Raw genomic sequence first — 24,469 nt, 5'->3', positions numbered from 1 at the left:
CTCAGCAAAGTTGAAGACCCGCGAGCAAACACGGGAACCCTCCCACCCGACACGTGTCCCCGCTTCCCATGTCACCTCCCACTGTGCAAATCCCTTAATTTTCCAAGCCTGCCGGAAGCCTCTCCAGGCCCCCGGCTGCGCCCGTTGTTTTTCAAGGGCGCCGCGCCTAGCGGCAAAACTGAATACGGACATTCTCTTAAACCGTGACTTATCAGGCAGGTTACCCCATGCAGTTCAGCGACTTACTGGCAGCGATCTCCACCCATGCGATCCGTCTGCAAACTGAAGAAGGCGACCTGATCGTCCTGGGCGATGACGAGGCGTTGGATGACGCGCTCTGGGATCAATTGATCGCGCATAAACCCCAGTTGCTGGCCCTGGTCGCCGAGCATGGCGGTGACTGGCTGAGCCCGGCTTATCGCATCACCCCGGACATGCTGGCGCTGGTCAACCTCGACCAGCCGGCCATCGACCGTATCGTCGCGTCCATCCCCGGCGGCGCGGCGAATGTGCAAGATATCTACCCCCTAGCGCCGCTCCAGGAAGGCATGCTTTACCACCATCTTTCTGCCGCGCAGGGCGACCCCTACGTGCTGCACGCGCAGTTTGTGTTCGACAGCCGCGCACGCCTGCAAACCTTTGCTGAGGCGCTGCAATGGGTGATTGACCGCCACGATATCCTGCGCACCTCCATGGTGTGGGAGCGCCTCGACGAGCCGCTGCAAGTGGTGTGGCGCAAGGCGCAGCTGGCGTGTGAAGAAGCGCATTTTGATGGCGGCGACCGTCTCGCTCAATTGCTCGCGCGCTATGACGCCCGTGCCTATCGCATGGACCTTGGCCAGGCGCCGCTGCTGCGTCTGGTGTTCGCCGAGGACCCGGCCAACCAGCGCGTGGTGGCGATGCTGTTGTTCCATCACACCATTCTCGATCACACCGCCCTGGATGTGGTGCGCCATGAAATCCAGCTGTACCTGGCCGGTGAGCACGCGCAAGCGGGCCCGCCGGTGGCGTTTCGCAGCTACATCGCCCAAGTGCGCCAGGGTGTCAGCGAACAGGCCCATGAGGCGTTCTTTCGCGACATGCTCGCCGATATCGATGAACCGACGCTGCCGTTCGGCCTGCAAGATGTGCAGGGCGATGGTCAGGGCATTGATGAAGCGCGCATTCCCGTCGATAGCGCCCTTGGTCGTCGCCTGCGCAGTGTGGCGCGGCCGTTGGGGGTGAGCGTGGCGAGCCTGATGCACCTGGCGTTGGCGCGGGTGTTGGGCGTGGTTTCCGGTCGCGAGGCGGTGGTGTTCGGCACCGTGATGCTCGGGCGCATGGGCGCAGGCGAGGGCGGTGAGCGGGCCTTGGGCATGTTCATCAACACCTTGCCGTTGCGGGTTGATGTTGGCGCGCAAAGCGTGCGCGCTGCGGTGCAAGTCACCCACGAGCGTCTTACGCGCCTGCTCGATCACGAACATGCGTCCCTGGCACTGGCCCAGCGCTGCAGCGGGGTGGCAGCACCCACACCGTTGTTCAGCGCGATCCTCAACTATCGCCATAGTGCGGCCACCGACATGGCCGCCGTGATCGAGGTTGCCGACGGCATCCAGGTTCTGGGCGCCGAAGAGCGCACCAACTACCCGCTGACGGTCAACGTTGACGACCTGGGGCAAGACTTCGCGCTGACGGTGATGGTGGATGCGACCATCGGTGCACTGCGGGTTGCCGGCTATCTGCACACCGCGCTGCAAAGCCTGGCCGACGCCCTTGAGCAGCGACCGGACAGGCCGCTCTGCGGCCTGAACATCCTGCCCGACGCTGAACGCCACGCCCTGCTGCATACCTTGAACCACAGCCCCACGCACTACGCCGATACCGCGTTGATCCACCAGCAAGTCGAAACCCACGCCGCCGCCCAGCCTGAAGCCATTGCCGTGCGCTTTGAGCAGCAGCGCCTCACCTATCGTCGACTCAACGAACGCGCCAACCAGGTCGCCCATGCACTGCTGGCCCAGGGCGTGGAGCCCGACAGCCGCGTGGCGATCTGCGTGGAGCGCGGCCCGCAGATGATCATCGGCCTGCTCGGTATCCTCAAGGCCGGTGCCGGCTACGTGCCGATAGACCCGGCATACCCGCAGGAACGCATTGCCTACACCCTCGCCGACAGCCAACCGGTGGTTGTGCTGGTGCAGGCCGGCACTCGTCACCGGGTAGGCGAACTGGCGCAGCTTGACCTCGACAGCCTGGGCCAGTTGCCCATCACCGATCCACGGCTGCACCTGAGCCCGGCCAATCTGGCCTATGTGATTTACACCTCCGGTTCCACCGGCCAACCCAAGGGGGTAATGATCGAGCACCGCCAGGTGGCGCGCCTGTTCAGTGCCACCCAACACTGGTTCGGGTTCAACCCGCACGATGTGTGGGCACTGTTCCACTCCTTCGCATTCGATTTTTCTGTGTGGGAAATCTGGGGCGCGCTGATGCACGGCGGTCAGTTGCTGATCGTGCCGCAACTGGTCAGCCGCTCGCCGGATGAGTGCTACACGCTGCTCTGCGAAGCCGAAGTGAGCATCCTCAACCAGACGCCGAGCGCGTTCCGCCAGTTGATCGCGGCCCAGGGCCACAGCACCCAGGCGCATTCGTTGCGACAGGTGATCTTTGGCGGTGAGGCCCTTGAACCGGCCATGCTCAAGCCATGGTATGCGCGGGCGGTGAATGCCGGTACGCAGCTGGTAAACATGTACGGTATTACCGAAACCACCGTGCACGTGACCTATCGTGCGCTGGAGGCGGCGGATGCCCAACTGGTGGGCGTCAGCCCGATTGGCGTACGCATCCCCGACTTGCAGCTGTATGTGCTGGATGAACAACACGAGCCGTTGCCATACGGTGTGGTGGGCGAGCTGTACGTGGGCGGCGCCGGGGTGGCGCGCGGTTACCTGAACCGCGAGGCACTCAACGCCGAACGCTTCCTCGCGGACCCGGCCACCGGCCTGCGCATGTACAAGACCGGTGACCTCGGCCGCCTGCTGGCCGACGGTAGTGTCGAGTACCTGGGGCGTAACGATGACCAGGTCAAGATCCGCGGTTTCCGTATCGAGCTGGGCGAAATCCAGGCGCACCTGGCCACCGCCCACGGCGTGCGCGATGCGGTGGTGATCGCCCGTGAGGATGAGCCGGGTGACAAGCGTCTGGTGGCCTACGTGATCACCGAGGGTGAGCCCAGCGTCGCCGCCTTGCGCGATCACTTGCTGCAGAGCCTGGCCGAACACATGGTGCCCAGCGCCTTCGTGCGCCTGGAGGCGTTCCCCCTGACCACCAACGGCAAGCTCGATCGCAAAGCCCTGCCCGCACCCGATGCCGACGCTTTGGCCCGGCGCAGTTATGCCGCGCCCCAAGGGGTGGTGGAAAACACCATTGCGATGATCTGGCAGGACCTGCTCAAGCTCGACCAGGTGGGGCGTGACGACAACTTCTTCGAGTTGGGCGGGCATTCGCTGCTGGCGGTCAAGCTGATCGAACGCATGCGCCAGGTAGAGCTGAGCGCCGATGTACGCGTGCTGTTCGGCCAGCCGACCCTGGCGGCCCTTGCGGCAGCGGTGGGCGGGCACCATGAGGTGCAGGTCCCGGCCAATCTGATCCAGGAACACAGTGAGCACATCACGCCGGACATGCTGTCCTTGGTCAACCTGGACCAGGCCGCCATCGATCACATCCTTCAGGCCGTGCCCGGTGGCGTGGCCAACGTGCAGGATATCTACGCTCTCGCGCCGTTGCAGGCCGGTATTCTCTACCACCACCTGGCAACCAGCGAGGGCGACCCCTACGTGTTGCAGGTGCAGTTGCGCTTTAACGACCAGGGCGCGGTGGATGGCTTTATTCAGGCGCTGCATAGTGTCATCGAACGCAACGATATCCTGCGCACTGCGATTCTCTGGGAGGGCCTGGAGGAACCGGTGCAAGTGGTGTTGCGCCAGGCGCCGCTGGCCGTTGAGCGCTTGGACACCCAGGGCGCCCATGCCCTGGCGCAGTTGCAACAGCGTTTCGACCCTCGCCACTATCGCCTGGATCTGTCTCGCGCTTCGCTGATGCGCCTGGCCTGCGCTGAAGAGGCGGACGGCTTGGTCGGCATCCTGCTGCTGCACCATATCCTGCTCGATCACACGGCGCTGCAAGTGCTGGTCGAAGAAATGAGCGCCAGCCTGCACGGCAACCGCGCGCAACTGCCTGACGCGGTGCAGTACCGCAACTACGTGGCCCAGGCGCGGCTGGGCCTGAGCCAGGCGCAGCACGAAGCCTTCTTCAGCCAGATGCTCGGCGATATCGACGAGCCCACCCTGGCCTTCGGCTTGCAGGATGTGAACGGCGACGGCAGCGGCATCCATGAGGCCCATCTGCCGTTGGAACCGGCCCTCAGCCTGGCCCTGCGCGAACAGGCGCGGCAACTGGGCGTCAGCACGGCGAGCCTGGTGCATCTGGCCTGGGCCCAGGTGCTGGGCCAGGTGTCGGGCCAGCAGGACGTGGTGTTCGGGACGGTCTTGCTGGGGCGTATGCAGGGCGGCGAGGGCGCTGACCGCGCGCTGGGGATGTTCATCAATACCTTGCCGCTGCGGGTCAGCCTCGGCAGCGTCGGCGTGCAAGCCGGCGTGCGCGCCACCCATGCGCGCCTGGCGCAGTTGCTCGCGCATGAACACGCCGCGCTGTCCCTGGCCCAGCGCTGCAGCGGCGTGCCGGGTTCGTTGCCGTTGTTCAGCACCTTGCTCAACTACCGGCACAGCGCACCCGATGAAGCGCCGGGGGACAACCCCTTTGCCGCGTTCGGTATCCAGATCCTCAGCTCCGAAGAGCGCAGCAACTACCCGCTGGTACTCAACGTCGATGACCTGGGCACGGGGTTTGCCCTGACGGTGCAAGGTGTCGCCCATCTGGATGTGCAACGCGTGGGTGAGTACATGCTCACCGCGTTGCGCCATGTGGTGAGCGCGCTGCAACACGCGCCCACCACCGCCATGCACAAGGTGTCGATTGTGCCGCCCGCCGAGCGGCGCTTATTGCTTGAAGACTTCAATGCCAGCGCCCGGGAATACCCGTCGCAGCTCACCGTTGCGCAACTGTTCGAAGCCCAGGCACTGGCCCGGCCTGAAGCGGTCGCGGTGGTGCATGGCCTGCTGTCGCTGAGCTACCGTGACCTCAATCGCCGCGCCAATCGCCTGGCCCATCATTTGATTGGCCGTGGCGTGCGGCCAGGTGAGGCGGTGGCCCTGGCGCTGCCGCGCTCCATCGACCTGGTCGTCAGCCAGTTGGCGGTGCTCAAGTGTGCGGCGGTGTACGTACCGCTGGACGTCAACGCGCCGCTCGAACGTCGAACCTTCATGGTGCAGGACAGCGGCGCCCGTCAGGTGCTGGACAATCTTGCCGAACTGGACCTGGCCGACCTGCCGGCGGACAACCCGGGGCTGGCTCGGTCTGCGCAAGACGTGGCGTACATCATGTACACCTCCGGCTCCACCGGCCAGCCCAAGGGCGTGCTGGTGCCCCATCGCGGCATCACGCGCCTGGTCATCAATAATGGCTATGCCGACTTCAATGCCAGCGACCGCGTGGCCTTCGCCTCCAACCCGGCGTTCGATGCGAGCACCATGGATGTGTGGGGCGCATTGCTCAACGGCGGGCAAGTGCAGGTGATCGACCATGCCACCTTGCTCGACCCGTTGGCGTTCGGCGCCGAGCTTAAGGGCGCGACGGTGTTGTTCGTGACCACCGCACTGTTCAACCAGTACGTGCAATTGATCCCCGAGGCGTTGGCCGGTTTGCGCATCCTGCTGTGCGGCGGTGAGCGTGCTGATCCGGCGGCATTTCGCAGCCTGTTGGCGCGTGCGCCGGCGCTGCGCCTGGTGCATTGCTACGGGCCGACCGAAACCACCACCTACGCCACCACCCATGAAGTGCGCGAGGTCGGTACGGATACCGACAGCGTGCCGGTGGGGCGGCCCATTTCCAATACACAGATCTATGTGCTCGATGCACAGTTGCAACCAGTGCCGCTGGGCATCACCGGTGAAATCTGCATCGGCGGCGATGGCGTCGCCCTGGGCTATTTGAACCGCCCCGAGCTGACGGCTGAAAAGTTTGTGCAGGACCCCTTCAACCCGGGCGCCTTGCTGTACCGCACCGGCGACCTCGGGCGCTGGACGCAAGACGGCTTGCTCGAATGCCTGGGTCGCAACGACGACCAGGTGAAAATCCGTGGCTTTCGTATCGAGCTGGGTGAGATCGAGGCACGCCTGGCCAGTTGCCCGGGCATCCAGGATGTCGCCGTGCTGGCTAGGGAAGATATGCCGGGTGAAAAACGCCTGGTCGCCTACTTCACCTGGGCCGCGGCAGACCTGGGCATTGAGCTGGTCCACGCCCACCTGCAAGGGCAGTTGCCGGACTATATGCTGCCGTCGGCCTATATGCCGCTGGCCAGTCTGCCCCTGACCAACAATGGCAAGCTCGACCGCAAAGCCTTGCCGGCACCGGACCCGTCGGCCTTGCTCAGTCGTGGCTACGAAGCCCCGCAAGGCGAGGTGGAAACCTTGCTGGCGCAGATCTGGCAGGACGTGCTCAAGCTCGAACGCGTCGGGCGTCACGATCATTTCTTCGAGTTGGGCGGGCATTCGCTGCTGGCGGTGAGCCTGATCGAACGTATGCGCCAAGTGGGCCTGAGCGCCGATGTGCGGGTGCTGTTCAACCAGCCGAGCCTGGCAGCGTTGGCGGCGGCGGTGGGCAGTGGTCGCGAAATCGTGGTGCCGGCCAATGGCATCCCGGCCGGTTGCACACAGATCACACCGTCCATGCTGAGCCTGGTGCAGCTTACTCCGGATGCCATCGAGCGTATCGTCGCCAGCGTGCCGGGTGGCGCGGCGAATGTGCAGGACATCTACCCGCTGGCGCCGTTGCAGGAAGGCATTCTCTACCACCACCTCTGCGCCGAACAGGGCGACCCGTACCTGCTGCAATCGCGCATGGCGTTCGACAATCTCGACCGCTTGCACGGGTTCATGGCGGCGCTGCAACAGGTGGTTGCCCGCCACGATATCCTGCGCACGGGCGTGGTCTGGGAGGGCCTGGACAGCCCGCTGCAAGTGGTGTGGCGCCAGGCGCAACTGGGGGTGCAGGAGGTTCATCTGGACCCGGCCGACGGCGGCATCATCGAGCAACTGCACGCCCGCTTCGATGCCCGGCACTACCGGCTGGACATCACCCAGGCGCCGCTGCTGCGCATGGTCTATGCCCAGGACCCGGCGCACAACCGCGTTGCGGCGATCCTGTTGTTTCACCACCTGGCGCTGGATCACACAGCCATGGAGGTGGTCGGCCAGGAAATGCGCGCCTTCATGTTCAACCAGGCCCAGGACTTGCCCGCCGCCGCGCCATTTCGCAACTATGTGGCCCAGGCGCGCCTGGGTGTCAGTGTGGCCGAGCATGAGCAGTTCTTTCGCGACATGCTCGCCGATGTGGATGAACCAACCTTGCCGTTTGGTTTGCAGGATGTGCAGGGCGATGGCCGCGCCATCGAGGAGGCCGGGCTGCCATTGGACGCCGCGCTGGCGCAGCGGGTCCGCCAGCAGGCGCGACAGCTGGGTGTGAGCGCCGCGAGCCTGATGCACCTGGCCTGGGCCCAGGTCGTGGGGCTGGTGTCGGGCCGCGATGACGTGGTGTTCGGCACGGTGCTGATGGGCCGTATGCAAGCCGGTGAAGGTGCAGACCGCGCGCTGGGGATGTTTATCAACACCCTGCCGCTGCGGGTCGATGTTGCCGCCGGGGCGTCAGCGGCGGTCAAGGCCACCCATGCACGCCTGAGCGCCTTGCTCGGGCATGAACATGCCTCGCTGGCCCTGGCTCAGCGTTGCAGCGGTGTGCCGACCAGCACGCCATTGTTCAGTGCCTTGCTCAATTACCGTCACAGCAACCCCGCCGAGATGGCCCGCGACGGCCACGGCATCTGGGAGGGCGTGCAGCTGCTGGGCGGTGAGGAACGCAGTAATTACCCGTTGACCCTGAGCGTGGATGACCTGGGTGACGGCTTCGGGCTGAGTGTGCTGGCGGTGCCGCAGATCGGCGCGCAACGCCTGTGCGACTACATGCACAACGCTGTGGCGCAGTTGCTCACAGCCTTGGAGTGCACGCCGGACACTGCACTCAATCGCCTGCCGATCCTGCCCGCGGCGGAGTGTGAAACCCTGCTGCGCGAATTCAATGCCACGGCCCAGGATTTCCCCCGTGGCCACACCGTGCACGGCGCATTTGAGGTACAGGCTGAGCGCCAACCCCACGCTATTGCCGTGCAGCAGGGCGGCGAGGCGCTGACCTATCAGCAGCTCAATCAGCGTGCCAACCAACTGGCCCATCACCTGTTGGCACTCGGCGTGCGACCGGATGACCGCGTGGCGCTGTGCTGCCGTCGTGGCCCGCAGATGCTGGTGGGGCTATTGGGCATTCTCAAGGCCGGCGCCGGCTATGTGCCGATTGACCCGGCGTATCCCGCCGAACGCATCGCTTATTTGTTGCGCGACAGCGCCCCGGTGGCAGTACTCGCTGAGGCCAGTACCCGTGACCTGCTGGGCACGGTCACGCTGCTCGACTTGCATGACCCCGTCTGGCAGCACCTGCCCGTCAACAATCCACAGTTGCCCGCACTGACGCCCGCGCACCTGGCCTACGTCATTTACACCTCAGGCTCTACCGGCCAGCCCAAAGGCGTGATGGTGGAACACCACAACGTGGAAAACCTCGTGCATTGGCACTCTGAAGCCTTTGGCCTGGCCGCTGCGAGTCACACCAGCAGTGTGGCCGGGTTTGGTTTTGACGCGATGGCCTGGGAAGTCTGGCCGGCCTTGTGCGTCGGTGCGACCCTGCACCTGCCGCCCGCCGAACTGGGCAATGAAAACATCGATGAATTGCTGGCCTGGTGGCGGGCGCAGCCGCTGGACGTGAGCTTTTTGCCCACGCCGGTAGCCGAGTACGCGTTCAGCCAACACCTGCAACACCCCACCTTGCGCATCCTGCTGATTGGCGGCGATCGCCTGCGCCAGTTCACCCAGGAACGGCGCTTTGCCGTGATCAACAACTATGGCCCCACCGAGGCCACGGTGGTTGCCACCTCCGGTCGCGTGCGGGCCGGGCAGGCGTTGCATATTGGTCGACCCATCGCCAATGCCGGCAGCTATGTGCTGGATGCGCAGTTGCGCCCGGTGCCGGTCGGTGTGGCCGGTGAGCTGTATGTAGGCGGCAGCGGTGTGGCACGGGGTTACTTGAATCGCCCGGACTTGACTGCCGAACGCTTCCTGCAAAACCCGTTCAGCCCGGGGCGCATGTACCGCACCGGCGACCTGGTGCGCTGGTTGCCCGACGGCAATCTGGAGTACCTGGGCCGCAATGATGACCAGGTCAAACTGCGTGGCGTGCGGGTTGAGCTGGGCGAAATCGAAAGCCGCCTGGCCGCCCTGGACGGCATTCGCGAAGCGGTGGTGCTGGTGCGCGAAGGCCGGCTGCTGGCCTGGTTCACCGAGCAACGCGCACTCCCCATCGAGACCTTGCGCGCGCAATTGCAGGCCCAGCTTCCCGATGCGCTGGTGCCGGTCGCCTACATGCGCCTCGATGTGTTGCCCCTGACCGCCAACGGCAAGCTGGACCGCAAGGCACTGCCCGATCCCGATCAGGCCGCCGTGCTCAGCCGCGAGTACCAGGCCCCCCAGGGCGAGGTCGAAACCACCCTGGCGCGTATCTGGGCCGAGGTGCTGCAAGTGGAGCAGGTGGGCCGCCATGACCACTTCTTCGAACTGGGCGGCCATTCATTGCTGGCCGTCAGCCTGATCGAGCGTATGCGCCAGGTTGGCCTCAGCGCCGACGTGCGCGTGCTGTTCAGCCAGCCCACCCTGGCCGCGCTGGCCGCTGCTGTTGGCAGTGGTCGCGAGGTGCAAGTGCCGGCCAACCGGATCAGTGCCGAGTGCCAACGTATCACCCCCGACATGCTGGCGCTGGTGACCCTCGACCAGTGCGCGATTGATCAGGTAGTCGCCCAGGTGCCAGGCGGCGCTGCCAACGTGCAGGACATCTACCCGCTGGCGCCGCTGCAGGAAGGCATTTTCTACCACTACCTCACGGCCGCGCAGGGCGACCCGTACCTGCTGCAATCGCACCTGGCGTTTGACAGTGTCGAGCGTCTGCAAGCCTTCGCGCAGGCGCTGCAACAGGTGATCGACCGCCATGACATTCTGCGCACCGGGGTGGTGTGGGAGGGGCTGGCGCAACCGTTGCAAGTGGTGTGGCGCAAGGCGGCGTTGAGCGTTCAGGAGCTGCATTTGCACGGCGACGTGCTTGCCGGCCTGCATGAGCGTTTCGATGCGCGGCATCATCGCCTGGATATCAGCCAGGCGCCGTTGATCCGCCTGATGTATGCCCAGGACCCGGCCAACCAACGCGTGGTGGCGGTGTTGCTCTACCACCATATCGCCCTGGACCATACCGCGTTCGACGTGGTGCTGCGGGAAATGCAGGGTTACCTGCTCGGCCACGCCGCGCCAACCACCGCGCCGATGCCGTATCGCAACTATGTGGCCCAGGCGCGCCTGGGTGTCAGCGAGCAGGAGCACGAAGCCTTTTTCCGCCAAATGCTCGGCGATGTGGATGAACCGACGCTGCCATTCGGTTGGCAGGATGTACGTGGCGACGGCAGTGCGATTGAAGAACATACCCTGCAACTGGACAACCACCTGAACCGGCGCCTGCGCAGCCAGGCGCGGTTGTTGGGCGTCAGCGGCGCCAGCCTGTTTCATCTGGCCTGGGCACAGGTGCTGGCCGCGGTATCGACGCGCCACACGGTGGTATTCGGTACCGTGCTGGTGGGCCGCCTGCAAGGTGGCGAGGGTGCTGACCGGGCCCTGGGCGTGTTTATCAATACCTTGCCGCTGCGCCTGGACATCAATGACCAGGGCGCCCGCGCCGCCGTGCGGGCTACCCATGCGCGACTCACGCAATTGCTTGGCCATGAACACGCCTCGCTGGCCCTGGCTCAACGTTGCAGCGGCGTGGCGGCACCGGCGCCGTTGTTCAGTTCGATGCTCAACTATCGCCATCGCGGCGCCGCCACCCGTTCGGCGGATGCGCACTTGGCGTGGGAGGGTATGCAGACCCTGGTCAATGACGGGCGCACCAATTACCCGTTGACCCTGAACGTGGATGACCTGGGTGATGGTTACGCGTTCACGGCCTTGGCCCAGGTGGATGCGCAACGGCTCTGCGGTTATATGCACAACGCCTTGTCCGCGCTGGTCGAGGTCCTTGAGCAGGCACCCCGGCAGGCGATCAATCGCCTGTCGATCCTGGGACCAGAAGAGCGGCAACAGCTGCTGGTGCGGTTCAACGCCACCGAGGTCAACTACAACCTCGACCAGACCCTGCACGGGATGTTCGAGGCCCAGGTTCTGCGCACGCCGCACGCCGTGGCGGTAAAGGCGGGCGAACAGCAACTGAGTTACCAACAGCTCAATGAGCACGCCAACCGCCTGGCCCATCACCTGCGTGAACGGGGCGTGCAGCCGGACTCACGGGTAGGCATTTGCCTGGAGCGTGGCCTGGACATGGTGATCGGCCTGTTCGCCATCCTCAAGGCCGGTGGCGGTTATGTGCCGCTGGACCCGGCCTACCCGCAGGAGCGTATCGCCTACATGCTGCAAGACAGCGCGCCGGTGGTGGTGCTGGCCCAATCCGCCACTCGTGCCTTGCTGGGCGATGTGACCGTGATCGACCTCGACCAGAGCACCTGGCACCAGCAGCCTTGCGTCAACCCGCAGGTCGCGGGCCTCACTGCCCGGCACACGGCCTACGTGATCTACACCTCCGGTTCCACCGGCCAGCCCAAGGGCGTGATCAATGAACACGCCGGGGTGGTCAACCGTCTGTTGTGGATGCAGGACGCCTATGGCCTCAAGGCCCATGACGCGGTCTTGCAGAAAACCCCGTTCAGCTTCGACGTGTCGGTGTGGGAGTTCTTCTGGCCGCTGTTTACCGGCGCACGCCTGGTGATGGCGCGCCCGGGTGGGCACAAAGACCCTGCGTACCTGTGCCAAGTAATCGAGGCAGAAAATATCACCACCCTGCACTTTGTGCCGTCGATGCTTGACGTGTTCCTGGCCCATGGCGATGTGAGCCAGGCGGCCGGGTTGGTGCGAGTGATGTGCAGCGGCGAGGCGCTGCCGGGCAGCCTGGTGCGTCGGTTCAAGCAGCAGTTGCCGGGCATTGGTTTGTACAACCTGTATGGCCCCACGGAAGCGGCGGTGGACGTGACGGCCTGGAACTGCGCCCGCCCGGACGTCCCGGACAACACCCCCATCGGCAAGCCGATTGCCAACACGCGCATGTACGTGCTGGACGGGCAGTTGCAGCCGGTGCCCCTGGGCGTGGTCGGTGAGCTGTTCATCGCTGGCGTGCAAGTGGCGCGGGGTTATCTGAACCGTGCGCAGCTGAACGCCGAGCGCTTCCTCGATGACCCTTTTGCGCCTGGCCGGATGTACCGCACCGGTGACGTGGGCCGCTACTTGCCGGACGGCAATATCGAATACCTGGGGCGCAACGATGACCAGGTGAAAATCCGTGGCCTGCGCATCGAGCTGGGGGAAATCCAGGCGCGGCTGATCGAGCATCCGGCGGTCAACGACGCGGTGGTGGTGGTTCGTGATGAGCGCCTGGTCGCCTATTACACTGGCCTGCCAAGTGACATCGACGGCCTGCGCGCCCAGTTGTTGCAGCACCTGCCGGACTTTATGGTGCCCGCGCTGTTCGTGCACCTGCCCGTCATGCCCCTGAGCCCCAACGGCAAGCTCGACCGCAAAGCGTTACCCGCACCGGGTATGGACGCACTGACGGTGCGTGAGTACGAAGCACCCCAAGGCGATACCGAAATCCTGCTGGCCCGGTTGTGGTCCGAGCTGCTCAAGGTGGAGCGGGTAGGCCGGCATGACAATTTCTTTGAACTGGGCGGGCACTCGCTGCTCGCTGTGAGCTTGATCGGGCGCCTGCGCCAGGAAGGCATGGAAGCCGATGTGCGAGCGTTGTTCGAACAACCGACCCTGGCCGGCTACGCCGCAATGACCGAACGAATGGAGATCGTCCTGTGAACATCCTCGAGCTGCTGGCAACCCTGAAAACCAAGGACGTGCAACTGGCGCTCAAGGGCGAACAGTTGTCGGTGAACGGCAACCGGCAAGCCTTGAGCGACCCGGCAATATTGGCCGCCTTGCGCGAGCACAAACCGGCGCTGATCGAGCTGATCAAGGCCGGTGAGTACTCGGCTGCCAAGGTTGGCGAAGTGGTCGTACCGGCCAATGGCATTCCCGCCAATGCCGAGCGCATCACCCCCGACATGCTGACCCTCTCGACCCTGAGCCAGGACGAGATCGAGCGCATTATCGCTACCGTTCAGGGCGGTGTGGCGAATATCCAGGACATCTATCCGTTGGCGCCATTGCAGGAAGGCATTCTGTTTCACCATGCCAGCGCCGAGCAGGGCGACCCCTACGTGATGCAGTCGCAGTTCGCGTTTGACAGCCTGGAGCGCTTCGAGGCGTTTGCCCAGGCGCTGCAAAGCGTGATGGACCGCCACGACATTTTACGCACCGGGGTGGTCTGGGATGGCCTGGCGCAACCTTCGCAAGTGGTGTGGCGCCAGGCGCGCCTGCCGGTGCAAGCCTTGATGCTCGACCCGGCCGACGGCGATATCGCCGCACAACTGCATGACTTGTTCGATGCCCGTCATTATCGCCTCGACGTGACCCAGGCACCGTTGTTGCGCCTGGTACATGCTGAAGACCCGACCCACCAGCGCATCGTCGCTACCTTGCTGTTCCACCATATGGCGATGGATCACAGCGCCCTGGAAGTGGTATGCCATGAAATGCAGGCGTGTCTGTTGGGGCAGGGCGCGGCCCTCGGCCAGGCCGTACCGTTTCGCAACTACGTGGCACAGGCGCGGCTGGGCATCAGCGAGCAGGAGCATGAAAGTTTCTTCCGGCAGATGCTCGGCGATATCGTCGAGCCGACCTTGCCGTTCGGGCTGCAGGATGTGCAGGGCGATGCTCGCGCCATTGCCGAGGTCAGCCTGCCATTGGCGCCGCAGCTGGCGCAGCGTATACGCGTGCAGGCCCGGCAACTGGGGGTGAGCGCCGCCAGCCTGTTCCATCTGGGCTGGGCCCAGGTACTGGCGGTGTTGGCCGGCAAGGCGCAGGTGGTGTTCGGCACCGTGTTGATGGGGCGTATGCAAGGCAGCCATGCGACTGACCGCGCCTTGGGGATCTTCATCAACACCTTGCCGTTTCGTGTGGATATCGACGCCCAGGATGTACGCAGCGGGGTCAAGGCCACCCACGCACGTTTGACCACGCTGCTGCGCCATGAGCACGCGGCCCTGGCATTGGCCCAGCGTTGCAGCGGCGTGATCGCCCCGACGCCGCTGTTCAGTGCGCTGCTCAATTACCGTCACAGCGCTCCCGCCGCCAGTGCCGAGGCAGTGTCGGCCTGGCACGGCATTACCGCACTGCGCGCCGAGGAACGCACCAACTACCCGTTGACCCTGAGTGTGGACGACCTGGGCGAAGGCTTCGGCCTGAGTTTGCTGGCCAGCACCCAGGTCGACCCCCACCGCGTCTGCGCCTACCTGCACACCGCGCTGGAAAACCTGGTCACCGCGCTGGAGCAGGCGCCGCACACTGCGCTTGACCAACTTTCGGTAGTGCCCGCCGCCGAACAGCGCCTGCTGTTGCAACAGTTCAACGCCACCCAGGCAGTGTTCCCGCAAGGCACCACTTTGCACGGGCGTATCGAAGCCCAGGCTGCGCTCACGCCGGACGCCATCGCCGCCGTGCACGAAGGGCGGCAACTGACCTACGCCGAACTCAACCAGCAAGCCAACCTGCTGGCCCATCATCTGCTGGCGCTGGGGGTTCGGCCCGATGATCGCGTGGCCATTGTGGCGCGGCGTGGGCTCGACACCTTGGCCGGGCTGCTGGCGATCCTCAAGGCGGGGGCCGGTTATGTGCCGGTAGACCCGTCCCACCCGGCCGAGCGTTTGAGCTACTTGCTCAGCGACAGCGCCCCGGTGGCGGTGCTCACCCAACACGCGTTGCTGGCTCGTTTGCCCGAGATCGAGGTGCCGGTGATCAACCTCGATCGCTTCACCTGGCAGCATCACTCGGCGAGCAACCCCAAGGTCGCTGTCGGCCCGACGAACCTCGCGTATGTGATCTACACCTCGGGTTCTACCGGCTTGCCCAAAGGTGTGATGGTCGAGCACCACACCGTCGCCAACCTGGTGGACTGGCATTGCAGCGCTTTTGACCTGCGCGCCGGGCGGCATACCGCCAGTGTTGCCGGTTTCGGCTTTGATGCGATGGCCTGGGAAGTCTGGCCGGCGCTGTGTGTGGGTGCCACCCTGCACCTGCCGCCGGCCCATGACGGTGCTGAAGATATCGACGCGCTGCTGGCCTGGTGGTGCGCACAGCCTTTGGACGTAAGCTTCCTGCCCACGCCGGTGGCCGAGTACGCGTTCAGCCAGACTATCGAGCACCCGACATTGCGCACCCTGCTGGTCGGCGGCGATCGCCTGCGCCAGTTCGGCCGGGCGCAGCGCTTTGAATTGATCAACAACTATGGCCCCACCGAAGCCACGGTGGTCGCCACGTCGGGCAAGGTCGAGGCGGGCCAGCCGTTGCATATCGGCAAGCCCATCGCCAATGCCACCGTCTACGTGCTCGACGAACACCAGCGCCCGGTGCCGCTAGGGGTGGCGGGGGAGTTGTACGTGGGCGGCAAGGGCGTGGCGCGAGGTTACCTGAACCGCCCGGAACTGACCGCCGAGCGCTTCCTGCGCGACCCATTCAACCCCGGGCGCATGTACCGCACCGGCGACCTGGTGCGCTGGTTGCCCGATGGCACGCTCGACTACCTGGGGCGCAACGATGACCAGGTCAAAATCCGTGGCGTGCGCATTGAGCTGGGAGAAATCGAAACCCGGCTCAACCAATTGCCTGGCATCCTGGAAGCGGTGGTGCTGGTGCGTGAAGAGCGGCTGGTGGCCTACTTCACCGAAAACCCGCAACTTGACGCGCTGACGGTAGGCGAAATCCGCGCTCACCTGGTGGCGCAGTTGCCGGACTACATGGTCCCGGTCGCCTTCATGAAGCTCGACGCGCTGCCGCTGACCACCAATGGCAAGCTCGACCGCAAGGCGCTACCGGCACCGGACATGGCCGCAGTGTTTACCCGCGAATACGCAGCGCCCCAGGGCGAGATCGAAACCGTGCTGGCGCAGATCTGGGCCGAGGTGTTGCAAGTGGAACGGGTCGGGCGGCGTGACCATTTCTTTGAGTTGGGCGGGCACTCGCTGCTGGCGATGCGCATGGTCTCCCAGGTCCGCCAGCGGCTGGGGGTCGAGTTGGCGTTGGGCGACCTGTTCGCCAACGCCGAACTGGCAGCGGTCGCCGAACTGCTGGCCCAGGCCGGGCGCAGCACCTTGCCGGATATCCTGCCGGCCAATCGTGATGAAGAGATGCCGCTGTCGTTTGCCCAGCAGCGCCTGTGGTTCCTGGCGCTGATGGAGGGCGCCAACACCGCCTACAACATTCCTATCGGCCTGCGTTTGCGCGGGCAGTTGCATGTGCAGGCACTGCAACGGGCGCTGGCGCGGATCGTGGCGCGGCATGAAACCCTGCGCAGCCGCTTTGCCCAACACGGCGACCAGGCCCAGGTGCTGATCGTGCCGGCCGAGGAGGTGTTACCGCTGCAGGTGCAAGACTTGCGTTGCCACGCGCAACCGCAACAGGCGCTGGACGCGCTGATCCACGGCGAAGCCTCGGCGCCCTTCGACCTGGAGCGTGGCCCGTTGCTGCGCGGCCGCCTGGTGGTGATGGCCGACGATCACCATGTGCTGCTGCTGACCCTGCACCACATCGTCTCCGATGGCTGGTCCATGGGCGTGCTGACCCGTGAACTGATGGCGCTGTACCAAGCCTTCAGCCACGGCCAATCCGACCCGTTGCCGCCCTTGCCGATCCAGTACGCCGACTTTGCCGTGTGGCAACGCCTGTGGCTGAGCGGTGAAGTGTTGCACCGCCAAAGCACCTATTGGCAGCAGACCCTGGCCGGCGCGCCGGCGTTGCTGACCCTGCCCACCGACCGCCCGCGCCCGACGCAGCAGGACTACGCCGGCAGCAGCGTCGAAGTGCGCCTGGACGAACGCCTTACTGCCGGGCTCAAGGCCTTGAGCCAGCGCCATGGCACCACCCTGTACATGACCTTGATGAGCGCCTGGGCTTCGTTGCTGGCGCGCTTGTCCGGGCAGCCTGAGCTGGTGATCGGCACGCCGGTGGCCAACCGCACGCGCACCGAGGTGGAAGGGCTGATCGGTTTGTTCGTCAACACCCTGGCGCTGCGCATCGACACCTCAGGCGAGTTGAGCACCGAGGCCCTGCTGGCTCGGGTCAAGGCGCTGACATTGGCGGCCCAGGCCCATCAGGATTTGCCGTTCGAACAGGTGGTGGAAATCACCCGGCCGCCGCGCAGCCTGGCCCATAGCCCGCTGTTCCAGACCCTGCTGAGCTGGCAGGACAGCAGCGCGCCGACCCTGGCGTTGGGCGACCTGGCCCTGGAAGGCATTGTCGAAAACAGTCACTTCGCCAAGTTCGACCTGTCGCTGAACCTGGGGGAAGTGCAGGGCAGTATTCTCGGCGCGCTGGAATATGCCGTGGCGCTGTTCGATGAATCGACGATACGGCGTTACCTCGGCTACTTCACCCGCGTGTTGCAGGCCATGGTCGCTAACGACCAGGCGGTGCTTGCGCATGTGCCGCTGGTGGATGAGCGTGAGCGCAAGCAGTTGCTGGTGGATTTCAACGCTACCACTGTGGACTACCCGCTCGACCAGACCCTGCACGGTATGTTCGAAGCGCAGGTACTGCGCACGCCGCAGGCCGTGGCGGTAAAGGCCGGCGAGCAGCAACTGACCTACGCCGAACTGAACGCTCGCGCCAACCAACTGGCCCACCACCTGCAAGCCCTCGGCGTGCAGCCGCAGGCGCGGGTGGCGATCTGCGTGGAGCGTGGCCTGGACATGGTCATTGGCCTGTACGCGATCCTCAAGGCCGGCGCCGCCTATGTGCCGCTGGACCCGGCGTACCCGCTGGAGCGTATCGCCTACATGCTGCACGACAGCGCGCCAGCGGTGGTGCTGGCCCAGGGCAGCACCCTCGGGCTGCTGGGCGAGGTGCCGGTGCTCGATCTGGACCAGCCCACCTGGCAGCACCAGCCCATCACCAACCCAGCGGTGGCCGGGGTGGCCGCCTATGTGATCTACACCTCCGGCTCCACCGGCCAGCCCAAAGGCGTGATCAACGAACACCCCGGGGTGGTGAACCGCCTGCTGTGGATGCAGGACGAATACCGGCTCACGGGAGGCGATACGGTGTTGCAGAAAACCCCGTTCAGTTTCGATGTGTCGGTGTGGGAATTCTTCTGGCCGCTGTCCACCGGCGCACGCCTGGTGATGGCGCGCCCGGATGGGCATAAAGACCCTGAGTACCTGTGCCAGGTGATCGCAGCCGAAGGGGTCACGACCTTGCACTTCGTGCCGTCGATGCTCGATGTCTTCCTCGCCCACGGTGACGTCAGCCAAGCGGGCGGGCTGGTGCGGGTGATGTGCAGCGGCGAAGCCTTGCCGGGCAGCCTGGTACGCCGCTTCAAGCAACAGTTGCCGGGCAGCCAGTTGCATAATCTCTATGGGCCCACCGAAGCGGCGGTGGATGTCACTGCCTGGCACTGCGCAGACTTTGACGTGCCCGACAACACCCCCATCGGCAAGCCGATCGCCAACACGCGCATGTACGTGCTGGACCGGCAGTTGCAGCCTGTGCCGTTGGGCGTGGTGGGCGAATTGTTTATCGCTGGGGTGCAAGTCGCACGGGGTTACCTCAACCGTGCCGAACTGACCGCCGAGCGTTTCCTCGATGACCCGTTTGCCCCTGGGCGCATGTACCGCACCGGTGACGTCGGGCGCTACTTGCCGGATGGCAACATCGAGTACCTGGGGCGCAATGATGACCAGGTCAAGATCCGTGGCCTGCGCATCGAGCTGGGCGAAATCCAGGCACGCCTGACCGAGCATCCGGCGGTGCAGGAAGCCGCCGTGATTGCCCGCGAGCAGCGCCTGATCGCTTACTACACCGGCGTGCCGAGCGAAACTGAAAGCCTGCGCGCCCATTTGCTCCTGCACCTGCCGGAGTTCATGGTGCCGGCCAGCTTCGTGCACCTGGATGCGCTGCCGCTGAGCCCCAATGGCAAACTCGACCGCAAGGCATTGCCGGCACCGGGCCTGGAGGCGTTGGTGGTGCGCGAGTACGAGGCGCCGCTGGGCGACACGGAAATCACCTTGGCCGCGCTGTGGGCCGAGTTGCTCAACGTGGAACGCGTGGGCCGGCACGACAACTTCTTCGAACTGGGCGGCCACTCGTTGCTGGCGGTCAGCCTGATCGGGCGTATGCGCGGCCTGGGCTTGTCGGCGGACGTGAAAGTGCTGTTTGGTCAACCGACCTTGGCTGCCCTGGCGGCAGCTTTGGGCGGCGGGCGTGAAGTGGCGGTACCGGCCAATGGCATTGCGGCCGATTGTGTGCGCATCACGCCAGACATGCTGGCGCTGGTCAGCCTGGATCAAGCGGCCATCGAGCGCATCGTCGCCAGCATCCCCGGCGGTGCGGTGAATGTGCAGGATATCTACCCGCTGGCGCCGTTGCAGGCCGGCATCCTGTATCAGCATCGCGCTGTGCAAGGTGATGACGCCTATGTGTTACAGGCGCAGTTTGCCTTTGACAGTCGCGCACGCCTGGAGGCCTTCGCCAGCGCATTGCAGGCGGTGATCCAGCGTCATGACATCCTGCGTTCATCCTTGCATTGGGATGGCCTGGAAGAACCGGTGCAGGTGGTGTGGCGCCACGCCCGGCTAAGCGTTGAGAGCGGGCCGCTGCCGCCACGCCTGGACCTTGGCCAGGCGCCGCTGATGCGGCTGGTGTACGCCGAGCAATCGCAACGGGTGGTCGCGACGTTGCTGTTTCATCACCTGGTGATGGACCACGTTGCCCTGGATATCCTGCAGCACGAGATGCAGGCGTTTCTGCTGGGCACTCAGGACACGCTGGCCGCGCCCGTGCCGTATCGCAACTACGTGGCCCAGACCCGTTTGGGCGCTGAGGATCACGAGATGTTTTTCCGCGAGATGCTCGGTGAGGTCGACGAACCCACCGAGGTGCCCAATCTGGGGGCCGTGGAAAACGTACGCGTGGGTCTCGACCTGTCGTTGAGCCGACGCCTGCGCAGCCAGGCCCGCCAGGCGGGGGTCAGTGCGGCCAGCGTGATGCATTTGGCCTGGGCCCACGTCCTGGGCAAGGTGTGCGCCCGCGAGCAGGTGGTGTTCGGTACGGTGATGCTCGGCCGCCTGCAAGGCGGCGAAGGCGCCGAGCGGGCCATGGGCGTATTTATCAATACCTTGCCGCTGCGGGTCGACCTGGGGGAGCACTCAGTGCTGACGGCACTGCGTACCACCCATGGGCGCCTGACTCAGTTGCTCAGTCATGAACATGCGCCCCTGGCGTTGGCCCAGCGTTGCAGTGGTGTGCCGGTGGCGACGCCGTTGTTCAGCGTATTGTTCAACTATCGTCACAGCGCACCCCAGGCCGGTGGCGTGGCCGAGGCGTGGCAGGGCATTGAGTTGTTCAAGGCCGAGGAGCACACGCACTACGGCGTGGCGGTCAGTGTGGATGACCTCGGTGAAGGGTTCAGCCTGACCGTCATGGGGCAGGGCGCCCGGCGCTTGTGCGACTACCTGGAAATCGCGCTGGCGCAGGTGGTGCAGGCTCTGGAAGGTCATCGCGATATCGCCATCAACCGCTTGCCGATCCTGCCTCAAAGCGAACGCCAACAGGTGCTTGAGCACTTCAACGCCACCGCCCGTACATTCGCGCGTGAGCACACGGTGCAGCGCCTGTTCGAAGCCCAGGCCATGGCGCGTCCCGACGCGGTGGCGCTGGTGCACAACGAGCGGCGGGTGAGCTACGGCGAACTCAATACCCGCGCCAACCGCTTGGCCCATCACCTGCTCGGCCTGGGTGTGCGCCCTGGGGATCACCTGGCGATCCTGCTGCCGCGTTCGCTGGAGTTGCTGGTCAGCCAATTGGCCATCCTCAAATGCGCCGCCGCTTATGTGCCGTTGGACGTGAATGCACCGGCTGAACGCCAGGGGTTCATGCTGCAAGACTGTGGCGCGGCCTGGTTGCTGACCCGCAGCGATTGCGTCATAGAGAGCGGGGTGCGTCGCCTGGACCTGGACACGCTTGGTCTCGCCCCGCAACCGAGCCACAACCCGGACCTGTCGCAACCCTCGGACAGCGTGGCGTACATCATGTACACCTCCGGCTCCACCGGCCAGCCCAAGGGCGTGCTGGTGCCCCATCGCGGCATTACGCGCCTGGTGCTCAACAACGGCTATGCCGATTTCAATGCCGCCGACCGCGTGGCCTTTGCGTCGAACCCAGCGTTCGATGCAAGCACCATGGACGTGTGGGGGCCACTGCTCAATGGCGGCCAGGTGCAGGTGATTGACCACGCCACCTTGCTCGATCCGAGCGCTTTCGCCCAGGCGTTGCAGGGCGTGACGGTGCTGTTTGTCACCACCGCGCTGTTCAACCAATACGTGCAGTTGATTCCCCAGGCACTGGCTGGCTTGCGCATCCTTTTGTGCGGCGGGGAGCGGGCCGATCCGGCGGCGTTCCGCACGCTGTTGGCGCAGGCACCCGCGTTGCGCCTGGTGCATTGCTATGGGCCGACCGAAACCACCACTTACGCCACCACCTGCGAAGTGCACACGATTGCCGATGATGCCGACAGCGTGCCGGTGGGGCGGCCGATCTCCAACACCCAAGTGTATGTGCTCGATGCGCAGCAGCAGCCGGTACCGCTGGGTATCGTCGGTGAAATCTGCATTGGCGGCGATGGCGTCGCCTTGGGCTATTTGAATCGCCCCGAGCTGACGGCTGAAAAGTTTGTGCAGGACCCGTTCAACCCAGGCGCCTTGCTTTACCGTACGGGCGATCTCGGGCGCTGGACGGCCGACGGTCTGCTGGAGTGCATCGGGCGTAATGACGACCAGGTGAAGATTCGAGGTTTTCGTGTTGAGCTGGGTGAAATCCAGGCGCGACTGGCGACGTTCGCAGGCATCCAGGATGCCGTGGTGCTGGCCCGTGAAGAGGTTCCGGGGCACAAGCGCCTGGTGGCCTATTTCACCTGGGCGGGCGAACCCGTTGCTGTCGAGTCGGTGCGGGCTTACCTGCACGCGCACTTGCCCGAGTACATGGTGCCGTCTGCCTACGTCGCGCTGGAGCAATTGCCGTTGACCGCCAACGGCAAGATCGACCGTAACGCCTTGCCGGTGCCTGCCTGGGACGCCTCGACCAGCCGCACGTTCGAAACGCCGGCCGACGCCCTGGAGCAGACGTTGGCGCAACGCTGGGCCGAGGTGTTGAAACTCGAACAAGTGGGGCGGCATGACAGCTTCTTTGAACTGGGCGGGCATTCGTTGTTGGCGATTCGCCTGGTCAACCTGCTGGACGAGGCCGGTTTGCCGGTGTCGTTGGCCGAGCTGTTCCAACATGCCAGCGTGGCCGGCGTCGCGGCGATGCTGCGTCAGCGCGGGGATGATGTACTGCCCGACACCCGCGTGATTACCGTGCGCAGCAGCGGGGCGCAGGCACCGCTGTTTCTGGTGCATGAGTTCAGCGGCATGGACGTGTATTTCCCGGCGCTGGGCCAGCATCTGCCGGGTGATTATCCGATCTACGGCCTGCCGGGGCTGGCGCTGGGCGAGGCCCACCTGAACAGCATGGAAGGCCTGGCGGCGCGCATGGTCGGGCTGATCCGCGAGATTCAGCCCCACGGTCCCTATCGGGTAGCGGGCTGGTCTTTTGGTGGGGTGCTGGCCTATGAAATCGCCATGCAACTGCTGGGGCTGGATGAAAGCGTGGCCTTCCTCGGTTTGATCGACAGCTATGTGCCGCGCCTGACTGACCAGGGCAAAGCGCGCTGGAGCGGGCCGGATGCATTCAAGCGGCATTTGTTGCTGCAATGCACGGCTTATTGGAAAGCACAGGGAGGTGTAAATGAGCTGGCAAGCCTTGAACAACTGGAGGCGCGGATTGGACAGCTGGACTTTGCGGATCTGCTGCAACGCTGTCGCGATCAAGGTTTGCTATACGCGCAAATGGCGGAGGCGTCGGACGCGGACCTGTTGAGTTTTCTTCAGCGCGAAGTCGGGCACGGGCACGCCCTGGCCCACTACAGCCTGTTCCCGCTGCCGATTCCGGTGCACTTGTTCAGCGCCGAGCAGCGCCCCACCGAACTGTCGCAACGCAGTATGGCGTTGGGCTGGGACACGGCTTTGGCGCCCGGGCAACTGCGCCAGGTGCACGTGCCTGGGGATCACCAGAGCATGATGCAGGCGCCGCATATCCAGGGCCTGGGCCGGGCGATGACCGAGGCGCTGGCGACGAGTACGCCGGTGAGTTGCGCGGCCCATCAGCCGTTGTTGCGCATCCAGACTGGGCGCGCCGGCTATGCCCCGGTGTTCTGCGTGCCGGGAGCAGGTGACAGCGTGACCGGTTTCGTGGGCTTGAGCGACGCGCTGGGACGTGATTGGCCGCTGTATGGCCTGCAGCCCCGTGGGTTGGATGGCGAGGCGGTGCCTCATAGCCAGGTGGAAGCGGCGGCGCGGTGTTATCTCACGGCGTTGGAGCAGGAGTGCCCGGACGGGCCGGTGCATCTGGTCGGGCATTCGTTTGGCGGCTGGGTCGCGCTGGAAATGGCCCTGCGCTTGCAGGCGATGGGGCGCGAGGTGGGCTCTTTGACAGTGATCGACAGTGAGGCGCCGGGGCGTGATGGCAAGCCCTATACCTCGACGGCGGCGCTGTTGCGATTGATCGAGGCGATGCAGTTGGCGGCTGGGAAGTCGCTGGGGATTGATCCGGTGGACTTCGCCGGGCGCGATGAGGTGGCGCAGCGACAGTGGTTGCATATGGGGATGATCGGCGTTGGCTTACTGCCGGCGCGTGCTGCCGTGGATGCAATGGATGGGCCTGCGCGTACTTATGCGGCGGCGTTGCGCACGGTTTATCGGCCGCAGGCGCGGTATGACGGGGTGGTGCGCCTGGTGCTGGCGCAGGATCCGGCCTTGGATGCGGCGGGGAACCAGCGTGAGCAGGGGTTGATGGTTGAGGGGTGGCGGGGGCAGGGGAGTGGGTTGGAGGTTTGGTATGGCGGGGGTAATCACTTCACCTTGCTCAAGGTGCCGAATGTTTCGGGTTTGGCCAAGTGGTGGTTGGAAGGGGTTGGGGTTGGGGAGGTGGTGTCTTGA

General features: G+C 65.0%; 2 protein-coding genes. Both read left to right on the top strand.

Annotated elements, in window-relative coordinates; genetic code table 11:
* Positions 1 to 227: 227 nt before the first annotated feature.
* Positions 228 to 13,145 (top strand): non-ribosomal peptide synthetase, encoded by a 12,918-nt coding sequence (locus tag PSEBG33_RS11455; protein WP_005788991.1) that lies wholly within the window; start codon positions 228 to 230, stop codon positions 13,143 to 13,145.
* On the top strand, positions 13,142 to 24,469 hold the full coding sequence (locus tag PSEBG33_RS11460; RefSeq protein WP_005788989.1) for a non-ribosomal peptide synthetase: 11,328 nt from the start codon (positions 13,142 to 13,144) through the stop codon (positions 24,467 to 24,469). The genes PSEBG33_RS11455 and PSEBG33_RS11460 overlap by 4 nt, the downstream gene beginning before the upstream one ends.

The organism is Pseudomonas synxantha BG33R, from assembly GCF_000263715.2.
Classification (GTDB): Bacteria; Pseudomonadota; Gammaproteobacteria; order Pseudomonadales; family Pseudomonadaceae; genus Aquipseudomonas; species Aquipseudomonas synxantha_A.
This window is presented reverse-complemented; position numbering and strand designations above follow the sequence as displayed.